The following is a 21,424-nucleotide window of genomic DNA, read 5'->3' on the forward strand; positions in this document are numbered from 1 at the left end:
CATGCCGAAGGGCTCTTGCTTAAAACTGTTTGCCATGGGGGCCGCTTTTGCGGCCCTCGCGCCCTTGAGCGACGTGGCAATGGCCACCCCTAACCAAGCGGGAATGAATGCTGGGGGAGCCTGGGCTCGAGATTTCAACCCAAACAATGCCTTCCGTTCAGCTACATCGAGCCTGGGTCTTGAGGATACAAAAACCTCTGGCGAGCTTGGAGGGGAGGTGGGGCTTCAAGTTAAACAGAAACAGCAGCGGAACTTTAGATGCCGCGACGGGGCTCGCCTCACTGCAGGCGGCATTCGAGTTTTGGTCGAAGAGTGTGAACAAAGCGACAATGGTGAGCTTGAGCGGATCAGTGTGTCCGTATGTGACGCACTAACTCAGGGGATACGGTGTAGCGAGGACCGCTACACGGTCACAAGAGAAATACCGACCGGGGGAGAAGCCGCCTTCAGCGGAGGCAACCTGTACGGAGCATATCGAGTCGAGGCTGAATGTTCTTCATCGTCTTGCACCATGACTATGCACCAACTTCACGGGGATGCATGGGGCGGCAACGATATGCGTCAGAAAGGGAATGATAGAGTCAATCAAGATCCCAATCACCCGTCAAATACAATTAGTGATGTTCGCGACAACCCTACTTTTGAACGTGGCAGCAACTTTGCTGATGATCGTTCAAAGTGTCTCGGCAATCAAATAAACCAACTTTTCAGTGAAGGTGATATTCCAGTTTCATGTGACCCCAACGACCCAAGGACAATTGATTTTCTTGACATCAATGCTGGTGGAGAATGCAAGCCGGATAAAATCACAACCGATTCCTGCGTGGTCGATATACCAACAAGACTCGTTACTTGTGAGCCTGAATCTCGGGAGTGTGAGGTAAGAAGAGACTCCGCAGAGTTTAGCTGCGCTAGAAAACTTGAGGTGACGGGAATAAAAATACCGACATGTAATAATGGCGATCACCTTTTAACTATAACAAGCGACCCCTGCCCTAGTTGCGTCGATTACCTCAGGTATAACTTTTATTGCCAAGAGCAAGGATACCGAGTTGTCTATGACACTGTAAATAAATCAGATGGTTCACGTCGGACTGGCCCTCACTCAAACGTTGTCAGCGGCGGGTTAAATACTAATGTACCTAAAACAACTGTTATAGAGGACTTCAGCGGAAGTAAATGCTTTCGAGTAGCTTACGAGCAGAACTGTAATGGCACTACCTGCAACGTCACAGCTTACTTTGAAAACCCTTGCAAGAACATAAGCTATGCAGGTTCAAATAGCTTCCCTATACCAATGAGAATCGAATTCACAGATAGAGTGATCGATGAATGTACTGGTTTAGAAAGCAGACGACCTGAGTTATAAATTATGAAATATATTCATCTAGCAACTTTATTAATTTATCTAATAATACCTCAGGTTACCTTTGGAGCTTTAAGCGACTACCAAGAGTGCTATAAGGTCGGAGAAACATGTATTGATTCTGCCCCTAGAACAATAATGGGTGAAACAGTCAGACGAGAATGCTGGGAATATGCTGTTACTTATAGATGTTACGGCGATCCATATAGCCACACTTGCAATCTCGAAGCACTACAGAACGATGATGACTGGGAGTTGGTAAACACATTTGGAGAAACATATCCAGCGACCTATTCGCAATATTCACGCATTCTTCCTGACAGTTGGATCGAAGAATGGCAAAAGAGCGAGTTCACATGTAGTGCCGACACTTCGTATGGCTGTGGCCCAGATATAAGCAGGACAGATATAAAAGATGCTTCTGGAAATATTGTCGGCCAGAAAGTAACTAAGCGCTGTTACATCGGCGAGACACCACGTTGCAATAACGACCCGAACTGCAACATAACGAGCTACGACTGCACCAGAAAGCAAGACGGTTTATGCGTTCGGCAGGAACAGACATATACATGTCGCGAAGATGGGAAATGCGATCCTAGTTCCTACGAAATTATGCCTGAAGTTAGCGATGATGAAGGCGCCTTCTCAGACGCTATTGCAGCGGCAGGTGTCATGGACATGATCGCTGCCGAGGGTGGGTTAGATGAAAACATGCGGATCTTTTCTGGCATGGAGCGCGAGTGCAAAGCGATTACAAGCGATTTCCGCCGCATGATGGAATTTAACGCAACCGTATCAACCGTTTTGGCAACGTATTTTGGAGGACCGCTTGGAGCTGTCTTGGCTGGCACTGCTTCGGCAGACATTCTAAATGCTATTGAGCACATGCAATGCTGTCAGGAAGACCCAGAAGATGTCGTTTTGACCAGCTCATTTATCTCTATGGCTACAGGAATCGGTGCTGACTACTGTGACCTCGAAGATGTAGAGCTTGCTGCTGCTCGCATGGCGAAACGAGCCGTCCAAGTTACACCCGGCTTTGTTCCCACCAATAATACGCTATGCACGTTCGCAAATTATATTTACAACGCGCCTGCGAAAGGTGACATGTCCTACGCGAAGCAAATATGCGCACATTGGACAAGGCCATGGTCGATTGCGAACACCCAAACTCAGGTGGATAGATACCAACGCTGGTGCGAGTTTGACTCGATGCTTGCCAGAATAATTCAAGAACAGGGTCGAGAACAGCTTGCCGAGTTGGCTTCGCAAAACGCAGGTGGAGCTGTTACCAAGCGCATTGAGTTTCCTTTTTACAATTCTGCCGGAGGATGGTCGAACGAGCTAAATGCCAACAGCAATCGAGTGCGGTTCTGGCAGTGGAAAGAGGAATGCTCTACCGATGAAGGCTTTACCAATTCGATGTTATCTGGATACGATTGCCCTTCAAGCCCAGACATTTATGCAGCGGTCTGCTCTGAATCGTCATGCGGGGCACCGCCTGATCACCCTGTTTATGGCTTTAGCCCAGGCTGGGAAACCCATCGCTTAGCAGCAGAGGATCATCACACCCGTGCGATCAACCGATATTCGGTAGTAGAAGGTGGGTGTTTTGAAGATGGCAGCTGTGAATACAAAGTTCACGCTTGGAAAGCTGGCGCTGGTGGTCAGATGCGCATTCCCTTAGATATGAAGTGGCCAATCAATTTTCCTAATGATGGCTGGGGCGAGTTTTCTTGGGCGCATAACAATGTTCACTTCGAGGCATATACAAACCCTCTAGGTTCAGAATCCCCTTCCAGAGGGCTGCGCATGTGTATCGGTTCATCATATGAATGCTATGACAATGCGGCGTGGAATGAAGTCAACATCCAAAATGACATTACTAATTTGAATAACTATGTCAGCAACAGTCCACCAGTGACTCTCACTGGTGGATGTTCCGTTGAGGAATGTGAGTTTAGAGCTTCAATTGAAGTCAATCTTACAGCTAAGCCTTGGTACACCTACTCAGAAAAGAAATACGAGCCGTGCATGCTAAAGGTTTTGGGTAGCTGTGTGACAAAGGCCTCCACAACTTACGATCGTCAGTACAAGCCAGACTGCACCGGGTTCACTATTGACGAGTTCCTTGCACTTGATCTCGGCGATATGGATTTCTCGGAGTACGTGGAAACGTTGTCGGAAAAAGCACAATCGGAGTTCAACCAGACATGGGCAAGATAGCTTTAATTCAAGCTACTTGTGTGGTGATGGTATTGGCATCTACTGGCTCCTTCGGGAGCCCAGTAGACCGAATCACTGCCCAAGCTGAAGCGCTGGCATCGGGTGCAGCCGGTTCAGAGGAAGTTGTGCAGAACGCGGGGCAGAGGCCTTTCATGTTCACGCCCAATAATGGGTATGTAGGCCTAGAAACCCAGCTAGATGTATCGCTCACTTATACGTCCTTTGAGAACGGTGGACAGAACGTTAGAAGAGTTGAAAAAGCAGTTGTCGACTGGGGTGACGGCTCAAGTCCGACCACAGTGCTCCCTGGCACACCCGCCTACCATACGTATGGCCACCGCAATAAGGAGGGTGCCATTACACCTCATGGAAGTATTGTCTATACCGGCAGGATTACGTTCGTGACTACTTCAGGCAATGCATATACCGAGCAATTTCAATATAGCATGTGGCATTCCTTTCTTGACTCGCTTGTTCCAGGAGGAAGATCGCTACCCAACAACATGCTACCGAGCGTTAGTGGGGCTGGTGGCAGGGATCGTTTGCCCAGTGGCTTCTTTGATAGGAACAACAAATAATGCAAACTCTTTTCAAGGCTGCGCTGATCATGGTGGCAACAACCATGCCTTTGTTTGCCAATGCTCAGGAAGGCGCCAATGAACCCGCGCATCAGCTTTACGGCGGTCATGATGCTGGCGCGCTACTTAGCAAGTCGCTTATGGTGACCAGCCAGCTAGATTGGCTCAATGCCTGGTCGCTGAACCTTGGAGGCAATCCACCAGAAGATTTGCCCCAAGGCTATATCGGAGTTCTAGTCTTCGCGTCCTACCCAGGACACCTCATAAGCCTTCATCCTCTGGACGACAGCTCATCTTTGATGATTCGCTGCCATCAGGCACCGCTGCCCGACAGCCGTAGCTACATCGCCCCCTCTGCATGGGCAGCCGGGATGTTCCGTGCTGATAGCGTGACGCTGGAGGATTGCCCATGATAGCCGGCAGAATGGATGCGCTGGCACTTACCGCCATTGCAGCCGGCGTTGCGGCCGCTACACCTTGGGCTGTCGGCACCTTCCCAGCATGGCCTGCTGGCGTCCTGGGTTCGCTGGGGATGGCGCAGCTCACATGGAGCCAGGCTATGGCCAAGCTGCGCCAGTACGACGAGGATTCCCGAGAGGGCTTCGTGCTGCCTTCAGACGAGCCAGTAGATGATAAGGGGCCTTCCTTACATATCGGCCTGACCACCGACAAAAATACTCGAATCAACATGCCCGACATCCTCGGGCAGCGACACACTGCGATCGTGGGTCAGTCTGGTGTGGGTAAGACTACTCTTGGTGAATATATCCTCTGGCAGCAAACTGCGCGTGGGCGCGGATGGCTATTCATTGACGCCAAGATCGATCGGGACACTCGGGATCACCTAGCGTACATGGCCAAGGTGACAGGCCGCGAAGATGAACTCTACATTATCGACGTGTCAGACCCCGATAACGCCAATACCTATAACCCTGTTCTCCACGGCGATCCTGATGAGGTGGCATCGCGGCTGATGAACCTCATTCCTTCTGCGGAGAACAATCCAGGCGCCGATCACTACAGGCAATCCGCCAATCATGCACTCACTGTCATCATTGCCGCTCTGCAAGCCTCCGGTCAGTTATATCACTTCGGCGATCTATCAATTCTATTGCAGTCCGATAGAGCCCTTGAAAACTTGGAGAGAATGACTCCTCAAGGGCCTGAGAAGAGGGCGCTATCGATCTTCCTCGATCAGTTCCGTACCCGTACCAAGGAAGGGACAAAAATCGACCTCAACCGCATGAAGCAAACGCTGGGCGGGATGGCAGGCCGGATTGCACTGTTCGCCCAGGGTAAGTTTGGAAAGGTCTTCAACGTTTATGCCCCGGAAATCGTGCTTACGGAGATTATTCGGAAGGGCCACATGCTTTATGTCTCGCTTCCGACGATGGGAAAGGACACCGCAGCCCTCAACCTAGGTAAAATGATCGTCTCGGACATTCGCTCTGCTGTTGCCTATATTCAGGATTTACCCAAGGGCGAAAGGCCAGAGCATTTCATCGCACTTCTGGATGAAATGGGTGCTTACGTAATGGAAGGGGTAGGGCGTCTCTTCGAGCAGGCGCGATCGGCCAATATCGCACTGATTCCAGCCTTCCAGTCCTTCAGCCAGCTTAATCGAGTCTCGCCAGACTTTGCAGACATCGTGATACAGAACACATGGAACAAAATATTCTTCAAGTTCGGTGCGAAAGACAGCCCTGAAGAGGCCGCAGAAATACTAGGTAAAACCAAGCGTTTTCAACGTACTGTCTCAGTCTCGGCTAACCAGGGAGAGAGTGCGCAGTATTTGAGAACCACCCCACAATCCAGCATGTCCGATGGCGGCGGCATGGGTGAAAGCTGGCGCGAAGTTGAGGAGTTCAGGGTAACACCGGATCAATTGAGAGCCATGGATATGGGGCAAGCGGTCATGATGATGGGCGCTCGCATGTATCATTTGAGAACGCCAATGATCAACTACCCCAAACACATTCCTTCATTTAAGGTAATAAAACGCAAGATGAAGATGCCTGCCGACAAACAGGCGCTTAACTTCGAGGAACGACTAAACGAGTTTCTTACAGCAACTGTTTAGGGGGTAGTTATGATTACAGTGTTATTTTGGGCAACAATCGCCATCTTCGCTATGTTGCTCTTAGGAATTCTTCCGGGAGTAAAGGAAGTCTTTAGACCGCTCATGGATATTTTATCCAAGGGAACCATAGAGGTATTGAAGTTTGCCGGTGGGTATATTCTTTGGCTTGCCAAGACGATAATTCATGCCCATATCGACCTTGTTACCCACTCATGTCATAAGCGCTCATACTTTGACCCAGCAGAAAAGATGAGAAAATAGCCGCTTCTTATTGTAATTTGAAATCGTCGTATGGTATTATTAGATAACAGCAAGGTGATTGCGTCGATCGTTCGGAGGTCGAAATGGCTAACAAGAATCGCAAAGCTCGCCGCCAACGTGCGATCGCAGCACGGCAACATGCCGCTCAGCCATCCCAGGGCTCTTTCGTCGCAAATGAGCTGCACCAACTGATCGGTGCTAATGAAGAAGATGTAGTCAGGGCTTTTAAGTGGAGAGCCAGGCAGAACGTTATCTTTATCTATGCGGTTAATGCAGTGATATTTGCGTTTCTACTATTCTTCACCGCGTACACTTCAAACAGTGGGCTGAGCAAATTTGTCCCGTTTATCTGGGCGGGTTTCATCGCTTTGTTCCTAGCACAACAAGCTATGCTGAAACGCTACAAGCAGCTCATCCGAAACACATAACCCCCCTGCCTTGGCAGGGGCTTTGCCTATATGGCTCCTCTTATCGAGACAGCATAAATTCCCGAGGATCAATTTCCTCGCCTTGGGCAGGGGAAGGGATCGATTCATTGCTTGATGAATCTGATGAAGAACCCCCTGAACGGACCTGTATCCTTGTTATCGTTGCTTCAGTTGCGTTCAAGGTGGGTCCATTTCTGGCCTGGGAGTCAATCTGAGACTGACTAGGCGGGGCTTCGACATCAACCGGCTCAAAAGTGCCATCGCCACCATATTGGTAATATGCATGCCCGTCTTCTCGCTCGACTGCATAGATTGCTTGCCCATGACCACTCTCATCTTGGGTGTAAAGCGCGGGTACGAACATATCATTGCCGACTTGAATATTCGTTCTATCGCCACCCGTGATCATGGCGTCAGCGTTGCTGGCATCAGCTGCCGCTAGATCCCTGCGATCAGCAACAGTAAAGCTCTCACCTGTGTCTATAACATGGTAACTATCAGGACGAACAACAGGAGCCTGGGCATTGGCTTGTATATCATTCAATTGCGTAGGCGAATCAACAGATAGCCCGCTGACACCAATAGCACCAATAGGCGATGTAGTGGCGTCTGCATGACTTGCCCTTTCATTAACATCGGCGGTGTTGGCCCCTACTGTCCCCATGACAAGGGCCCCTCGGCCGGAAATGTCTTTTACATCTTCACTCATTTGTCCTTCTACTTTACTCCGGACAACATCAAAATCACTTTGTATGCCAGCTACAGCGTGAGGATTTGCAGCTGTAGGAAGCGAGCCTGAACGGCTAGTTGTGTATTCCTCACTTGCTCGTTGCTGAACCTGCACGGCCTCTTGGTAATCATTTGAAGCCGCGTAGAGCATTGATGCTCGGTCTTCACCGGCACGGCTTTCAAGAACCTGACGTGATTCCCCTTCGGTAAACTTCTGGGAGTAACGACTACCATCTTGTCCTGTAACACTTAGCGTGCCGTCTTCACCAAAAACGAGCTTTCCAGTATCTGCCTGCGCAACACTGGTGGTTTCTTCGCGCGCATCTTGATCCGACTGGGACCTACGCACTCCGGCCTCAACAGCCGCCGAGCCTCGGTAATAACCACTTATGCCACTGCTAAGGCTAAGCCCAAGCTCGCCTTTAACACCTGCTTCAGCTGCCACCTTACCTGCTGCGTGCATGGTCATATCGTTTATTTCGCGCTCAGAAAGACCTGTTTGATCCATCACTTGACGGGTTGCACCCAATTCACTCATATACCTCTGACCTTGGGTGTCTTGACTCATTCGAGACCAATCAATCGAACCGTCTTGCATATAGCCATTGTCTTGGGCGTATTGAGTAGCACCTCGAAGGGAATCGGTCATCATACTTTGAGACTGCTGTGAGAACGACTCCTTGGCTTCTTGAGTGCGCTGTGTAGCCTCTGAGTATGATTGCGAAGCCGAATAGTTCGCTCTAAAGTCAGCTGGGCGTAAGCCCACGTTCATATCTTGGCCGCTCATACTGGTCACAGTAGAAGCTCCAACCCCTACATGGTGGGCCGATACTTCTTCCCCAGAGCTATAACGGTGAGAGGTTTGGTGAGCATTCATGTTCGCGTTGTTCATACTTACCTGGCCAGCCGAAGCTGCACCTGTAGACATGTTGTTCGCGGCTGTCGCCGCTTGTTGGCTACCAGATGCCCTGTCCAAGACAGAGGTGAAGGCGTAACCGCTGCCAGATACTAGCCCCCACATGATGGCGGGAACTAAGGTGGACATAAAACCTGATGCCATCACCATCTTGTCCGACATCTCGCTGACTGCGCTCATATTGGCCATGGTGAGACCATCAGCGAGGTATCCCGCTGTCTGCCCCTGGAAATAGAGCATCATGATGTAGTTCACGATAGCGAGCCCTGGCCACCATAAAATGAGCCAGGTCATCACCTGGGCATACGAGGTGCCCATCTTCTTGCCTAAGCCGGGGACCAACACCGCAGCAAACACAATCGGCGCCAGCCCAATCACGAATGCCTGAAGGATCGCGAAGAAATAGCCCGCCATATCCCGGAAGAGAATAGCTGTGCTATACCATCCAGATTGCTGGGCACGTCGAGCCTGTTCCATATTCAAGGCTGAGATCAGCTCGTTGGAGCCTGTGGCCATTGCTGCGTATTCATAGGTGCCTGAGTACATTTCTGCGATTGCGGCTTGTGTGGCAAGCCCTGTGGCGTCCTGAACGGCACTTCCCCCTGAGGCCCAGCGAAACGAATCATCCAGAGCGGCTTGTGCCAGCGCTGTTGAACCTGCTGCCTGCTGAAGCCAGAACGGGGAAGCTTCCCTCATGCCGTTCAATAGCGCGGGAGCTGCAGTCTGCAAACGGTTGTCAATGCTCGCGTAGGCCTCATCGCAAGCCTGCATGCCACCATTTGGATCGGTCGAGTCATAAACGACGGTATAAACTGCCCGGTTCAGGTTATTGCCTAAAACCCCCCATGCATTTTGTGAGGTAATTAGCGTCACCGGGGATATTTTGCCGCTAAAAATATTCGGCAACGCACAGTCATTCATGAAACTTTGAATGCTTGATCGCAGGTACGGATCAGTCAGGCGAATCTTCTTCATGTCATTCAACATGCTTGCCGCCATGCCAATGGGAGCCCCCTCTGAAATACGTAGATTTTCGAAGTTTGGCGTCGTGAAGTTAGTTTCAATGCCGTTTGTAGCCCACATCCCTATCTCTGAGATGACAACAGCAGGAAGACCGATGGCTGCCGGAACGCCTTCAATTCGTTGAATGAATTGGGGCGACCCAACGCCATCCCACACCATGTCTTCAATAAGAATATCGACCTTCAAAGAGAACAGCATGTAGACAGTAAGAATCATGCCGGCAAAATACATGGCCACCTTTTGCAGACTTCCACCCAGGATTCCCGTAAAGCACATCGCAAGGAAGCCGGCCATCGCCAAGAACAGCGCCAAGTTCCTGAACCCAGGGTTTGAGTCAGGGTCAGTCAGGCGTTTAATCGCCTCCAGTATTTGCGCCAGCGCATAACCATTGCCATAGCCATAAAATGTCCAAGTGTCACCACTTGCAGGCGTCATGGTCTCTGCGATTGCTAACCCCGGAACAGCGACCAATCCAATAGCTATAAGGGCAGGAACAAGCCATTTCATCAGTCCATCTCCCGAACCATATCACGAGCGAAATCCATGCCGGATAGACCCATGGCATGAAGATTTCGCAACGTGGCGCGGTTGATCTTGTCAACCTGGCTCATTATGTTTTCCTGAGTCTCAGCCATAAGGTTAATTTGCTGAGCCTTCTGGGAGGTCATGACAACTAGCTCATTCTGGGCCTCGCGGAATTCGCGCAAGATCTCACCCGGCACGGATGATGTCATCGATGTCTTAGCCGTTGCCTGGACGGCATAGCGAATGTACTCAATGGAGATCATGTAAGACAGAATGGTCGAGTTACCAACTACTAGGTCGTAGGCAAGGTCCGGGTAGGTCGCTGCAACATTAACTGCTTGATAGAGCGGGAAGGGCGCTGCAGCAATAATGGCCTTTTGAGAAGCGGTCAGCGGGGTGCCACTGGCAACGTTCTTAACCGCACCTTCCAATTCCATAATCACCGTGGTCAAAAAGCCGTGGCCTAGTGATATATCCTCAACCTTTGCTTTGTTCGGGTTCCAACAGTCTCTCAGATCACTGTTGCTACAAGTATAAATCTCGGTGGCCTGGCCTGAGGCGCCTGACCATATCTTGTCCTCGCAAAAGCTGTTCACGAAGTCAGCGTATTCAATGACGGTCGGCGAGGCTTTATCACTTCCGCACAGGAATATGTCCAGCATCGCATCGGCAGTTTCGATGGTTGGCGCAAAGGTGTTCGAGTCGCCACTACCCCCTTTGTTGCGAACCTCAGTACCAATCCAACTCATCAATAGCTCGGCAAATATCTTGTTCTCTGCCCCCATGTTGTTCCTGCCATCTCGCCCAGGGGCAATACCTGCTTCTTGAAGGCCTAGCCATGTGCGGTTGCCATCAAGCTCTAAGGCCAGTGCGCGATCCCCGGGATTGTTGCTGAGGTGGTCTCGCACTTCGCGGCCCGAATCCGATTTGCTATCACAAGTGTCCTTCTGGGCTGCCAGCCAGTCACTTTCCACGCCCTCAAACATCCCTACCGAACTACACCAGAGATTCCCTAATTCGCCGGAGTAGTCAGGGAACCCCTCAACCAGTGCGGTAGCAGCCTCACAGCTGTCCTGGGATAGTTTCGCCGCCGCCTGTGCCATGCGTTGTGCGAACTCAAGCACATCCCCACAAATAGGGCAGAGCTGTTTGAGCGCGAGCTGGAAGGAGAGGGCTACAACCCCTTGGGCGATTTGCTCCAACATCTGCTGGATCTGCTCACTGTCGATATAGGAGAAGCCACCAAAATGCGCGTCGATGCCATTGCAGCCTACGTCTAGCCGCGGCGGGTCCATGTTGACTAGCGAGTAGCGGTTCTGAGAAAACCGCATGGTCAACCCCCCGGCCGTGTATCCATGCCGTGTCCTGGTCTCAAACGACGCTGCGCTGTTTGAGCTACTGAAGCCGCCTCCGGCACTGGATAGCCGGTCAAACGCATTTTCGAGTGCGTTGGCTTCAGCCAGGCTTGTGGTGGCCGTTATCGACATTCCGCTGATCACGGCTGTTGCCACCATGGTTACCAATTTGTTTCTGGAGAACATTACTCAACTCCTTGGGGAATGCCGGCGCCGAGGCCACCGGATGACCGTTCCAGCATGTCGGGAACGCTGAAATCAACGGGAGGACTCGTGCCATCACCAACCGCCTCGAGGCCCTTTTCTGCTGCTCGTTGGATAGCACCAAAGAAGACCTCAATCCTCGAGGTAATCCGCTGCGCTGCTTCAACACCACTGGAGACGCGGAACCAAAGATCATCCTGTGGCAGGTAAAGCCAGAGGTCCGGTACCGCTTCGACGGCAAGGTGGCCAGCAGCCTCTACTGAGCGTCCTGTGGTATCGCAGCTGTTCGAGAACTCTGGCATGCACCCCCCATCAAGTGGGGCGTTGTAAATGGTGAGCCCAGTACGTCGTTCGAGCTGCTTCATAACTGGTTGCATGTCATGACAGAATTGGCAGCTAGACCGGGTAAACCAGACGAGAAACCCATTCTGGTCATCTATCTCTTCCATGACCGCATTGCGCTTGCCATCGCGTGCTCGTGACGCTGCACGAAGCCCAAAGGAGGAGACGGGGCTATGTACGAGGGGGTTGAGGTCCTGGTTTTGGATCTGATTCCACTCCCACATCCTCGACATTGTGATGGCTTGGTCGACGGCCCATCGCATATACCGCTGAAAGGCCTCGACTGTCTCTGGATTGTTGGGGTTCATCACAGACTGGTTAAGCAGCATGTCGCGCTGCTTGGCTTGAAACTCGAAGCTCCCCTCTGGGTCGACAAAACCACAAGAGGGCTCCCACTGTTCTGGGTCCGTACAATCCAGCTCCTCTTCAGGCGCCTTGGCCATCGGTATCTCGACTGGGGGCTCTTCGGGCTCTTCTTCCTCATCATCATCTAAGTGCCCCCAGAACCAACCGCATTCGCGAGCATTATTGCTATCAAGGCAGGCTTGCCCTCGGTCTCCACCAGGCTGGGCTATAGCGGTCGAACTCAGCGTTAGCAAAAGCGCCAGCATTAGCCGCAGAAATGGCGCCGGCAAAGGGCCAGCGGTAATGTGTTTCATAGCACAAGGCTCCGTATCAATATCGCGGCAATGGCCCAGGCCAACAGCACGGGCCAAAATTCTGAAGTGCCGCCATCCCACAGCTTCAGGGAATGGCGTTTGGCGGGGTGCCACACAGGCACTCCCAAAGGGGTGCCAGCATCTCCAATGACGTGAGAGAGCCCACCAACCGAGAAACCTAAGAGAAGGGCGGCAAGCAATGGCGCATCAGGTAGCCAAACGGCCGATGCCACTGCCAGCCCTAGCCAAGGGAGCAACCAGTGGGTCACAGTCCTATGGGGTATGAGCGTGGCTGGACCAATGCGGATCTCCAGCCAGTCAGGTGCCGTTGATCCAGGCAGCGCCATCGCCGCCACCGCCAGCGCAGACATCCCGCCATAAAAGGGGGTCATAATCGCACCAGCCGATGCGCCAAGCGCCAGGCCGAATAATCGATGAGCGTTCCCGGTCAAGCTGCCTCCAAATACCTGTGTCATGCACGCGAAAAAGCCCCAACTCCACAAAGGGATGGGGCTATGGAACGTTAAGCATGTTGGGATTGCTGTCGCTGGATAATTCGGCGTCGCTGTGCGATCGCTCCCTTGAGCCGAGCTGACAGGTGTGCATCCAGTTGAGCGCTATTGACCCAGCGTTCGGCCGAAACCAATCGCTCAACATCTGAGTTTTCAATCTCCGCTAGAATCGCTTCGCGCGATGCCAAACGGTGACCGTTCGATACCCGCTGCTCTGATGGCTCAGGCTCTCCTCGAGAGAGAAGCACTGAGGATTCCACAGCGGCGTTATAGGCAGCATTTCCATCATCGTCCGGGCCTTGAGCAAGGCCTAGAAGAGCCATCAACCCATAGCGACGTGCATACGTCTGGGCTGACGCCACACCATGGCTATCAAGGGTCTCAACGGGCATCTCACAGTAAGAGCCAATGTACTCCCCAGAAGGACCATGAATGAGCATGGTCTCCATCACCATAGCCCCCACTGTTCCGGGCACAGGTGCCTGAACCAGTGCAATTTCAAACTTATTCAAGACGGCACGAATGCTGCCGATTATAATTGCGAGGCTTGCATAGCGGTTGTCGTACATCGGATTCGTAGAATCCGGTGCGATCAGACCACCAAGCTCAGCCTGCACTGAAGCCAGGGCTTTGCCGATTCTGGCGATCGAGTCACTGCGATTCATAACGTGCTCTCCTCTCATCCCCCAGGTATCGGGGTCTCATGAGGGGTAGGGGCGCTACTGACAGACAAACGGGAGGTGGTATTGAGATTACCGAGAGGAGTGGCAACGCCGCTGAAGTGACACGATCCAGCGGATAAATCAAACAAACGTTTAATTTAAAAGAAAGTAGGGAGAAGTGATGCACCACGCAAGGGAACTAGAATCATTCCCTAGGCCCCATATAACCTTAGTCTCAGAACGAATAACAGATAATAAAAGCAAGGCTTGTTATGGAATGACAGATAGGGCGGTAACTTTGGACCCTGTGCTCAGAGCCTTGAGCACAGAATCACCGCCCGGAGGCATGCTATCCACGCTAAAAAGCGCCAATGCCACAGAAATGCGCTTCAAGCGAGGTAGAGTGAAATGACCTAAGTGATCAGTAGCTGCTTGACCCAAACAGATTCAGCAAATATATAAAAATGCATCCTTCCTCCCGAATCCCATCATGCTGAAAATGAAAAACCCTCCTGACAATGGATGTCAGAAGGGTTTGAAGGGTTAAGCAGCTTTGCTCTTGCGGGGAAATCCCGTGAGCCCACTACTGGTGTACACATCAGCCCAATCAACGCTCACATCAGTTGAGCTGGATGCATCAGGGATCTTTATCGAAGCTCGAATCCCTTTCTCTAAAAGCCGAGCCTGGAGCACTTCCGCTGCGTCCTGACCAGCCTTGCGTCCTTTCCTGTCGGGTAGGTCACGATCAGCCCAAATAACGACTTCCGTGACACCCTCAGGCGGCTCGAACGACCTCATTAGGGAAGCTGACAGTACCGGCCAGACAGGCATTCCCGTAGCAGCCCGAATAGCTAGCGAGGTCTCAATACCCTCAGCCACACCGATAACGCCGGCTGTAGCTGTGCCTAAGCGAATAGCACCACCGTGGACATCACCATCCTTCACCACAGGGAACAGCTTTTTAGCCTTGCTCACAGGCGCCTTCTCTACCACACCATTTTCTGTGCGGTTGAGATACGTCCTATGCATCGTGACAGGCTTTCCAGCCGCATCCCTGACAATGGTTATCAGTGCAGGGTAGTAGCTAACCACTTTGCCTTTCTCGATGTAGGCCATCCTAGGGTGGAGGCGTGCCTCCGTCTCGAGAACGCTAAGCATCGGCTTTACAGGCAACCCGCGGAACTGCAAGTAGCTCGCCAGCATGAAGCGACCTTCGCCTCTTCCCAGGGGTAGAGCTTCTTCCCAGCGCTTGCGCAGCGTTGGCCGGATGTCCTGCTTTTCCTCGACCTGCCGTGGCGGTGGCCGTGATACTGTAGGCGCCAGCGGCTCAACGGATTGTTCACCGAGAGCCCCCATTACCTGCTCCAGTATTTCGGGAAGAGCCCAGCCTTTCAGCTCTTTCAACAGGCTAAAACCATCCCAGTTACCGCAAGTGCAAATGGCCGTACCCCGTTGCTTGAAGCCGCGATCGAGGCGGAAGTCTTCCTTGCCACCATGTATCGGGCAATCGATGTGATGTCCCGGGTGGGCAATTGCATGCTCCAGCTCGGGGCACAGTGCCTGAAAGACCGTATCCCATTGACCTTCCGCGACACGCTTCACATCAGCAATTTCGTACTTGTTGCTATTCCTCATGATCTGCTCCTCTCTCATTTCCGGTCACCCGGATCTCACAATTAGATAGGGCGACCAGTGACGGCTATGAAGAGGTAGGGGAGACACTGCCACCAAATAAAAATGTTCCGCATGCGAAACAATGGCAGTTGGAAGTCCTATACAGAGAAAAGCCCCTCCCGATTAATCGGAGAGGGGCTTGAAGGGTGCCTAGTCGTTCAGTGTGTGGCTAAGCCGCGGAATGCGTCTTGAGCCACTTCTGTTGCCAGGCAGCTTTGTCCTGCTCACTAATACTTTGCAAGCAGTTGCCAATGAGGCGGGCCACAGCACGAAATGCACAATGCACCACTACTTGGCCCAGCAGTAACTCGACCAAGCATGGTCACGCATACCGAGCTATACGGAACTGCTTCATCACTTCGGGGCAGAGGGATTGCGGCGTGTGAGGCTCCCTATGTGATGGTTGCATGAAGAGCAAGGGGTAGAGCCGGATCACCAAGCAAAGCGGATCGACTCAGAGAAAAGACGTATACAAGCGTGTCTCAGTTCTATGCCGTCCGCTTCGCTATCAGACCAAGTGCTGCAAGCCTGTTGGCTGTAATTGGAAACCCGTATAGAGGCGGGCACAACGTCCCACACCTCCGCACGACTTGCACTAAGCGCGGCAGCCGCATTGTTACTCAATACTGACAGAGAGGGACAGCGGCTACCTAACCAGGGCGATGTGGACAGTTACTTGAGTGCGGTGCCCGGACAAGCAGCCTTGGTGACGGGGTTTACCAATTTCTTAAATCGCCAGCATGCCACCACACTGACCCCTAGGGTGGATGAGAAACGGGCAAGAAAACGGCGAAAAGAAAAGTTGGCTCGCACCATGATTCAAATGGCTAAGTGTACTGATCAAGGGGAGGAGTGGAAGGAACGATGGATCGTCACTACCATGGAATACTGTCATGACAAGAAAGTATCTAAAAAAGCACTCCGTCAACAGACCATAGAGCATTCAGGAGACGGGGTTCGGGTTAGCATGGAGGGCGTGAGCTACTGGCTGCCTATTGTATAAGAGTAAAACGTTAGCTCTGCTGTTTGTCGTTAGGTGCGCTATGGGGGCCGCCCCGGCCTTTTGGCCGGAGCGGTTCAGTTAAGGGAATTAAAGCATACCTTTTAGCTCCCCGTAGTCTCCTCCAACACGCAAGACCACGGTCACGTCGTTGTCATTGCGGTTACGGAAGAACCAGCCGTGGTTGCCGGTGAAAGCAGCTTCCAGCTCTCCCTCATCTTCGGGTACGCCACGCCCCTTCTCGTAGCTGATGGAGTTCCCATTGCCATCGCCGTGGGTGTCAAAATTAAGTGGCCCGCCGTCGGACGCCCAAGCGAATGTCGCGACAGCACCTTCTTCCATCGTTAGCTTATACTCGGTACCTTCACCCGGCGTGAGTGTGAAGGTCACCTCATCACCCCATGCCGCAGTTTCTTCAGTTGCCTGGGAAGGTGTCTCCTCAGCGGCAGGAGCGTCAGCAAGCGCTACGTTTGCTTCAGTCTGCACCATCTCTTGGTCTTCTGGTAACGAAGCGGCTACCTGCTCCGTCTCTACGTCTGAAGTTGGCGCAGCAGTAGCGGTTGCAGCCGAAGGTTGGCTATCACTAACGGCCTCTTGAGGTGCAGCGGGTTCAGAAGCCTGTTGGACACTGGCTTGGTCGAGCTCGGCTTCCTCAGCCAACTGGGTCTTGATTTCTCCCATCTCCGTCAGCCCCAACAAGCGCCCAGCGCCGGTCGGGTCAATGGCATACTCAGCAGGTAGCACGACGCTGATCAGCAAAGCGACGGCAATAACGACTGCCATCAACGTAGAGCGAAGTAACTTACCCGTTGACGGCAGTTCGGCACGGGTTGGAAGATCAGTGTTATACATTGGGGACTCCTTCAATTAGGCAATGAAATAGCCGGTCAGTTGATAACCTACCAGCATAAAACCAGCACACATCATGGCGACGTTGGCGGTATAGGCGTGGCGTAAGAAGCCCGTAGTGCGTCGCCAGAAGCCCATCACAATGAGAATGGCGCTCAATGCCAGTAGCTGGCCGATCTCTACGCCTATGTTGAATGCCAGAAGGTTAGGGACGAGACCATCGGGCGAGATATCGTACTCAATGATCTTGCTCGACAGGCCAAAGCCATGAAACAGACCGAACACCAACGTGGCTACCTTGGTGTTGGGCTGAAAGCCGAGCCAGCGCTGATACGCACCGATGTTATCGAGCGCCTTGTAGATAACGGATAGCCCGATGATGGCATCGATCAGATAGCTATTGATGCCGATATTGAAGTAGACCCCGAGAAGCATGGTCGTCGAGTGACCGATGGCAAAGAGGCTGACGTAAATAGCGATATGCTGCATTCGGTAGAGGAAAAAGATGACCCCTAACAAAAACAGGATGTGGTCATACCCCGTTACCATGTGCTTGGCACCGAGATACATAAACGAGATCAGATTAACGCCATAGATCTCTTGGATGTAGCCCTTGTCACCCTCAGCAACCGCGTGAGCAAAGGCCTCGCCACTGGCACCCAGCAGCATGAACAACAGTGTTAGAAAGGCTAAGGCGTGGCGTCGTGCCATCATAGGCAAGCCGAGCGCACCCCTTACTTGGGATGGAAACATGCAACCTCCACGGGTCTGTCATTAGTGTTGGCCATCGGATGGATGGCCCCAGTCATCAAGCGACGACTGGCCGTGGAGGGCGCTCCAAGCGGTAGACACGACGCAGGGGAAAAGCGCGTCGTTCGCCTAGCCGCATGGCATGACGAACGTTTGGTGCGATGGCAATGTTCGCCCCCAAGCGATCCGCTTGTTCGTGGAAGTGACTGCCGCTCTCATGAGAGAGGTGTCGACCGTCATCGTGTTCATGCCCATGGGTATGCCCATGGCCCTTCTGAACACTCTCATGGTGAGATGACTCAACGCCAACCATGCTCATTGCGCCATGCGCACTCGCTTCGCCCACACTGGTAAGCACCAGGCTAGGCAAAAACAGCAGTAGCAGGGTCAGATAGCCAAGACGGTGGCGCAGCCGATTGAGCATTTAGAGCAACCAAGACAAAAATTGACGATAAAAAATGTAGATAACAATTTGCTTACGCTGTAGCTCCGCATAGCACCAATAGATTATCATCCCCTCCAGGGGGATAGGAATAGAATAAGGAAAAGAAAATGACAATACATACACACCAGTCACATCCCGATATCATCAAGCGCTTAAACCGGGCTCGGGGACACCTTTCGAGCGTGACGCAGATGATAGAGGATGGTCGCCACTGTCTAGACATTGCCCAGCAGCTTCATGCGGTTGAGAAAGCTATTCAACAGGCCAAACGTACCTTGGTTTTAGATCATATCGATCACTGCCTAGAAGATGCCTTGGGCTCTCAGGATCAAACGCAGCGGGCGCGGACTGAAGAGTTCAAGGCCATTGCCCGCTACCTGTAAATGCATCTAAGCTCCCCTCACTTGAGGAACGCTCTATGCTCGATGTACTCGCCCATCGCGTCTATCGCCATCTCTTTTTCGCTCAGGTCATTGCACTGATTGGCACCGGTCTGACCACCGTTGCCCTAGCGTTACTGGCTCATGATCTTGCTGGGGGGCAGGCGGGTGTCGTACTAGGCACAGCGCTGGCGATTAAGATGGTCGCCTACGTGGGCATTGCTCCACTGGTGGGTGCTTACGCCTCACGCCTACCTCGACGCACGTTGTTGGTTAGCCTCGACTTGCTGCGAGCAGCCGTGGTTTGCGCACTGCCTTTTGTTACCGAAGTGTGGCAAATCTATGTGCTGATCTTTCTACTCAATGCTTGCTCAGCAGGCTTCACTCCCGTTTTCCAGGCGACAATACCGGACATCCTAGAAGACGAAGAGCAATACACACGAGCATTATCCCTGTCACGCCTTGCCTACGATTTAGAGAATCTTCTTAGCCCGATGGTGGCCGCGGCATTGCTGATGGCGATGAGCTTTGATGTCCTGTTTGTACTCAACGCCCTGGCGTTCGTGATCTCTGCCTCACTGGTTATATCGGTGATGTTACCTGAGCCACAACCACTAGAGGAAATTCCCGGTGTTTGGCGTCGCGTTTCTCACGGCATACGGATTTATCTAAAAACACCTCGCCTTCGCGGTCTGTTGGCGTTGAACTTGGCGGTCTCAGCCGCCGGAGCGATGCAGATCGTCAATACGGTAGTGCTTGTTCGCTCTATGTTGGGGCTTGGCGAGAAAGAAGTAGCTTTGGCCTTTGCGGCCGCAGGTGGGGGCTCCATGCTGGTGGCCGTACTGCTACCTAAGGTACTGGATCGATTGCCTGAACGACCAGTCATGCTGTTGGGTGGCGTTATCATGGCGCTCAGTCTCTACTTGGGCTGGCTAGGCCCATCGTTTGCGGGACTTGTCGGGCTATGGTTGCTACTGGGTGCAGGCGCTTCGATGGTCATGACCCCTACAGGGCGCTTGCTCAAGCGTTCGTGCCAGACGGAGGATCGTCCAGCGCTATTTGCTGCCCAATTCTCGTTGTCACACTGTTGCTGGTTGATCACCTATCCGTTGGCAGGCTGGCTGGGGATAAACCTGGGTCTGACGGGAACGTTCGCTTTGCTCGGGACAGTAGCTTTAACGGCGACAGGGCTTGCGATGCTTACTTGGCCTCGTCGAGACTCAAGAGAGATTGCGCATGAGCACTCGCCTATACGTCATAGCCATCTTCACTATCACGATGAACACCATCAACACGAGCATGAAGGGTGGGAGGGGCCGGAACCTCATAGCCATCCCCACCATCATCCCAGAAATGTGCATCGGCACATATTTGTCATTGATAACCACCATACACGATGGCCTTCGTGACACATTAAGGCTGACAAGTTAATAGATGCCTATTAGGTTAAATCACTACGGGTGATGCCTACTTTACTGAAGGCATTCACCCCAGAAGCTTCGCAGGGAACATTTTCCTTCTTGGGCTTAAGGTGCTTGAACGTATCGGCGATCCCTGGGCAGTGGCCAGCCAATTACTCAGCTATCTTGCTGCTGGTGTGGTGTTACCCCCACGTCACACTGACCACTAGACCGTTGGGCGTGCGATTACTAAGCGTAAGGCGTGCGTTTTGGCGCTGGGCCAACTCCGAGACAATCGATAAACCCAATCCGCTGCCGGTGGTGCCCTGGCCAGAATCGCCTAAAGCGCTCAGTGACGTTATCCAAAAGTGCCTCGGGGAGTCCGGAGGACGAGCAAACGCACATCAGCGACTTACACATTTGGTCGATTGGCCCCAATATCCACGCGGCGATTGTCGCGCTCGTCTCACACAGCCCAGAATCGCCTGATATTTACCTGCAGCGCATTCAAGCTCGATGCCCGTCGTTAGTACACATTACAGTCGAACCCCAGCTGTCTCACTGATCCAAAGAAAACTGACAACGGGATGAGTTAACCCTTTGAGCGATGTGAGCCAAAACCTGAAGGCTCAGATTGAGGAGTAGCCCGTTCGAATTATGGCGTTGCGGCAGGTCTTTTGTCGGGTCGGCGACATCAATGTGATCGGCACCTATCTGAGCAACAATCCGGTCGAGTCGTTGCACGATGGGCTGACCCACCTTCATATTCAAACGTACCGCCGACCGCCGCCACACTGTCGGAGTGGCGCTTTCCAAGCGCCGAATGCTCAGCGGAGACAGTCTTGGCGTCGCGTCTGATAGGCTCCCGGCGGTGTATCCCTATCATAAAAGTCACCTCCTCCGGATCAAGGGCTTGGCGCTGCTTGCGTAGGCGTCTGGCAAGCCGGACAAGGTACTTGTGCTCGGTGTTCATGTTGGCTCCAATCAGGGCAGTTGCGATCTATTTCTGCGTCCATACGATGATCGGGATGCAACAAGCTGCCTTCGACCCGCGCCATAT

18 protein-coding genes are annotated in these 21,424 nt (G+C 52.5%); 9 read left to right on the forward strand and 9 right to left on the reverse strand.

Annotation, left to right across the window (positions count from 1 at the left end; genetic code table 11):
• Position 1 precedes the first annotated feature (1 nt).
• The 6 genes from HUO07_RS14685 to HUO07_RS14710 all read left to right on the forward strand — a co-directional run bounded on the left by HUO07_RS14685 (position 2) and on the right by HUO07_RS14710 (position 6,939).
• Positions 2 to 1,369: a hypothetical protein gene (locus HUO07_RS14685; protein ID WP_176304212.1), complete on the forward strand. Its 1,368-nt coding sequence runs from the start codon at positions 2 to 4 to the stop codon at positions 1,367 to 1,369.
• A gap of 3 nt (positions 1,370 to 1,372) precedes the next feature.
• On the forward strand, positions 1,373 to 3,592 hold the full coding sequence (locus HUO07_RS14690; protein ID WP_176304213.1) for a conjugal transfer protein TraN: 2,220 nt from the start codon (positions 1,373 to 1,375) through the stop codon (positions 3,590 to 3,592).
• Between the two features lie 577 nt (positions 3,593 to 4,169).
• Positions 4,170 to 4,583 carry a hypothetical protein gene (locus HUO07_RS14695; protein ID WP_035561844.1) on the forward strand — a complete coding sequence of 138 codons (414 nt, stop codon included), beginning with the start codon at positions 4,170 to 4,172 and terminating at the stop codon, positions 4,581 to 4,583.
• Positions 4,580 to 6,250, forward strand: a complete 1,671-nt coding sequence (locus HUO07_RS14700) for a type IV secretory system conjugative DNA transfer family protein (protein ID WP_101146467.1) — start codon at positions 4,580 to 4,582, stop codon at positions 6,248 to 6,250. Before HUO07_RS14695 ends, HUO07_RS14700 begins: the two co-directional genes overlap by 4 nt.
• Positions 6,251 to 6,259: 9 nt before the next feature.
• A complete protein-coding gene (locus tag HUO07_RS14705) occupies positions 6,260 to 6,511 on the forward strand; it encodes a hypothetical protein (RefSeq protein WP_176304214.1) in 252 nt (83 codons plus the stop codon).
• An 83-nt stretch (positions 6,512 to 6,594) separates the two neighbouring features.
• Positions 6,595 to 6,939 (forward strand): hypothetical protein, encoded by a 345-nt coding sequence (locus HUO07_RS14710; RefSeq protein WP_035561835.1) that lies wholly within the window; start codon positions 6,595 to 6,597, stop codon positions 6,937 to 6,939.
• A 40-nt stretch (positions 6,940 to 6,979) separates the two neighbouring features.
• Here the strand turns inward: HUO07_RS14710 and HUO07_RS14715 are convergent, their stop codons facing one another.
• The 6 genes from HUO07_RS14715 to HUO07_RS14740 form a co-directional block, all read right to left on the reverse strand.
• Entirely contained in the window at positions 6,980 to 10,114 is a 3,135-nt protein-coding gene (locus HUO07_RS14715) for a conjugal transfer protein TraG N-terminal domain-containing protein (RefSeq protein ID WP_176304215.1), read from the reverse strand.
• Positions 10,114 to 11,673 carry a conjugal transfer protein TraH gene (locus HUO07_RS14720; protein ID WP_176304216.1) on the reverse strand — a complete coding sequence of 520 codons (1,560 nt, stop codon included), beginning with the start codon at positions 11,671 to 11,673 and terminating at the stop codon, positions 10,114 to 10,116. Before HUO07_RS14720 ends, HUO07_RS14715 begins: the two co-directional genes overlap by 1 nt.
• Positions 11,673 to 12,692, reverse strand: a complete 1,020-nt coding sequence (gene traF, locus HUO07_RS14725) for a conjugal transfer protein TraF (protein WP_113270631.1) — start codon at positions 12,690 to 12,692, stop codon at positions 11,673 to 11,675. The genes HUO07_RS14720 and traF overlap by 1 nt, the downstream gene beginning before the upstream one ends.
• Positions 12,689 to 13,144 carry a metal-dependent hydrolase gene (locus HUO07_RS14730; protein WP_146779542.1) on the reverse strand — a complete coding sequence of 152 codons (456 nt, stop codon included), beginning with the start codon at positions 13,142 to 13,144 and terminating at the stop codon, positions 12,689 to 12,691. Before HUO07_RS14730 ends, traF begins: the two co-directional genes overlap by 4 nt.
• A gap of 71 nt (positions 13,145 to 13,215) precedes the next feature.
• On the reverse strand, positions 13,216 to 13,869 hold the full coding sequence (locus HUO07_RS14735) for an ERF family protein (RefSeq protein ID WP_167408823.1): 654 nt from the start codon (positions 13,867 to 13,869) through the stop codon (positions 13,216 to 13,218).
• 540 nt (positions 13,870 to 14,409) lie between these two features.
• A complete protein-coding gene (locus HUO07_RS14740; protein ID WP_052703833.1) occupies positions 14,410 to 15,501 on the reverse strand; it encodes a DUF7146 domain-containing protein in 1,092 nt (363 codons plus the stop codon).
• Positions 15,502 to 16,216: 715 nt separating this feature from the next.
• On the opposite strand from HUO07_RS14740, the gene HUO07_RS21770 reads away from it, so the two are divergent.
• Entirely contained in the window at positions 16,217 to 16,543 is a 327-nt protein-coding gene (locus HUO07_RS21770) for a hypothetical protein (protein ID WP_246286688.1), read from the forward strand.
• Positions 16,544 to 16,630: 87 nt separating this feature from the next.
• Here HUO07_RS21770 and HUO07_RS14750 read toward each other — a convergent pair whose 3' ends face one another.
• The 3 genes from HUO07_RS14750 to HUO07_RS14760 are packed head-to-tail and all read right to left on the reverse strand — an operon-like array spanning position 16,631 to position 18,563.
• Positions 16,631 to 17,392: a hypothetical protein gene (locus HUO07_RS14750; RefSeq protein ID WP_113270634.1), complete on the reverse strand. Its 762-nt coding sequence runs from the start codon at positions 17,390 to 17,392 to the stop codon at positions 16,631 to 16,633.
• 15 nt (positions 17,393 to 17,407) lie between these two features.
• A complete protein-coding gene (locus HUO07_RS14755) occupies positions 17,408 to 18,142 on the reverse strand; it encodes a HupE/UreJ family protein (RefSeq protein WP_094584646.1) in 735 nt (244 codons plus the stop codon).
• Between the two features lie 55 nt (positions 18,143 to 18,197).
• Positions 18,198 to 18,563, reverse strand: a complete 366-nt coding sequence (locus tag HUO07_RS14760; RefSeq protein WP_035561818.1) for a hypothetical protein — start codon at positions 18,561 to 18,563, stop codon at positions 18,198 to 18,200.
• A 128-nt stretch (positions 18,564 to 18,691) separates the two neighbouring features.
• On the opposite strand from HUO07_RS14760, the gene HUO07_RS14765 reads away from it, so the two are divergent.
• Together HUO07_RS14765 and HUO07_RS14770 are read left to right on the forward strand one after the other, a co-directional pair.
• Positions 18,692 to 18,967 carry a metal-sensing transcriptional repressor gene (locus HUO07_RS14765; RefSeq protein ID WP_176304217.1) on the forward strand — a complete coding sequence of 92 codons (276 nt, stop codon included), beginning with the start codon at positions 18,692 to 18,694 and terminating at the stop codon, positions 18,965 to 18,967.
• Between the two features lie 35 nt (positions 18,968 to 19,002).
• Positions 19,003 to 20,373 carry an MFS transporter gene (locus HUO07_RS14770; protein ID WP_035561811.1) on the forward strand — a complete coding sequence of 457 codons (1,371 nt, stop codon included), beginning with the start codon at positions 19,003 to 19,005 and terminating at the stop codon, positions 20,371 to 20,373.
• Positions 20,374 to 21,424 lie beyond the last annotated feature (1,051 nt).

Origin of the sequence: Vreelandella maris (assembly GCF_013371085.1) — a bacterium.
GTDB classification, from domain to species: domain Bacteria; phylum Pseudomonadota; class Gammaproteobacteria; order Pseudomonadales; family Halomonadaceae; genus Vreelandella; species Vreelandella maris.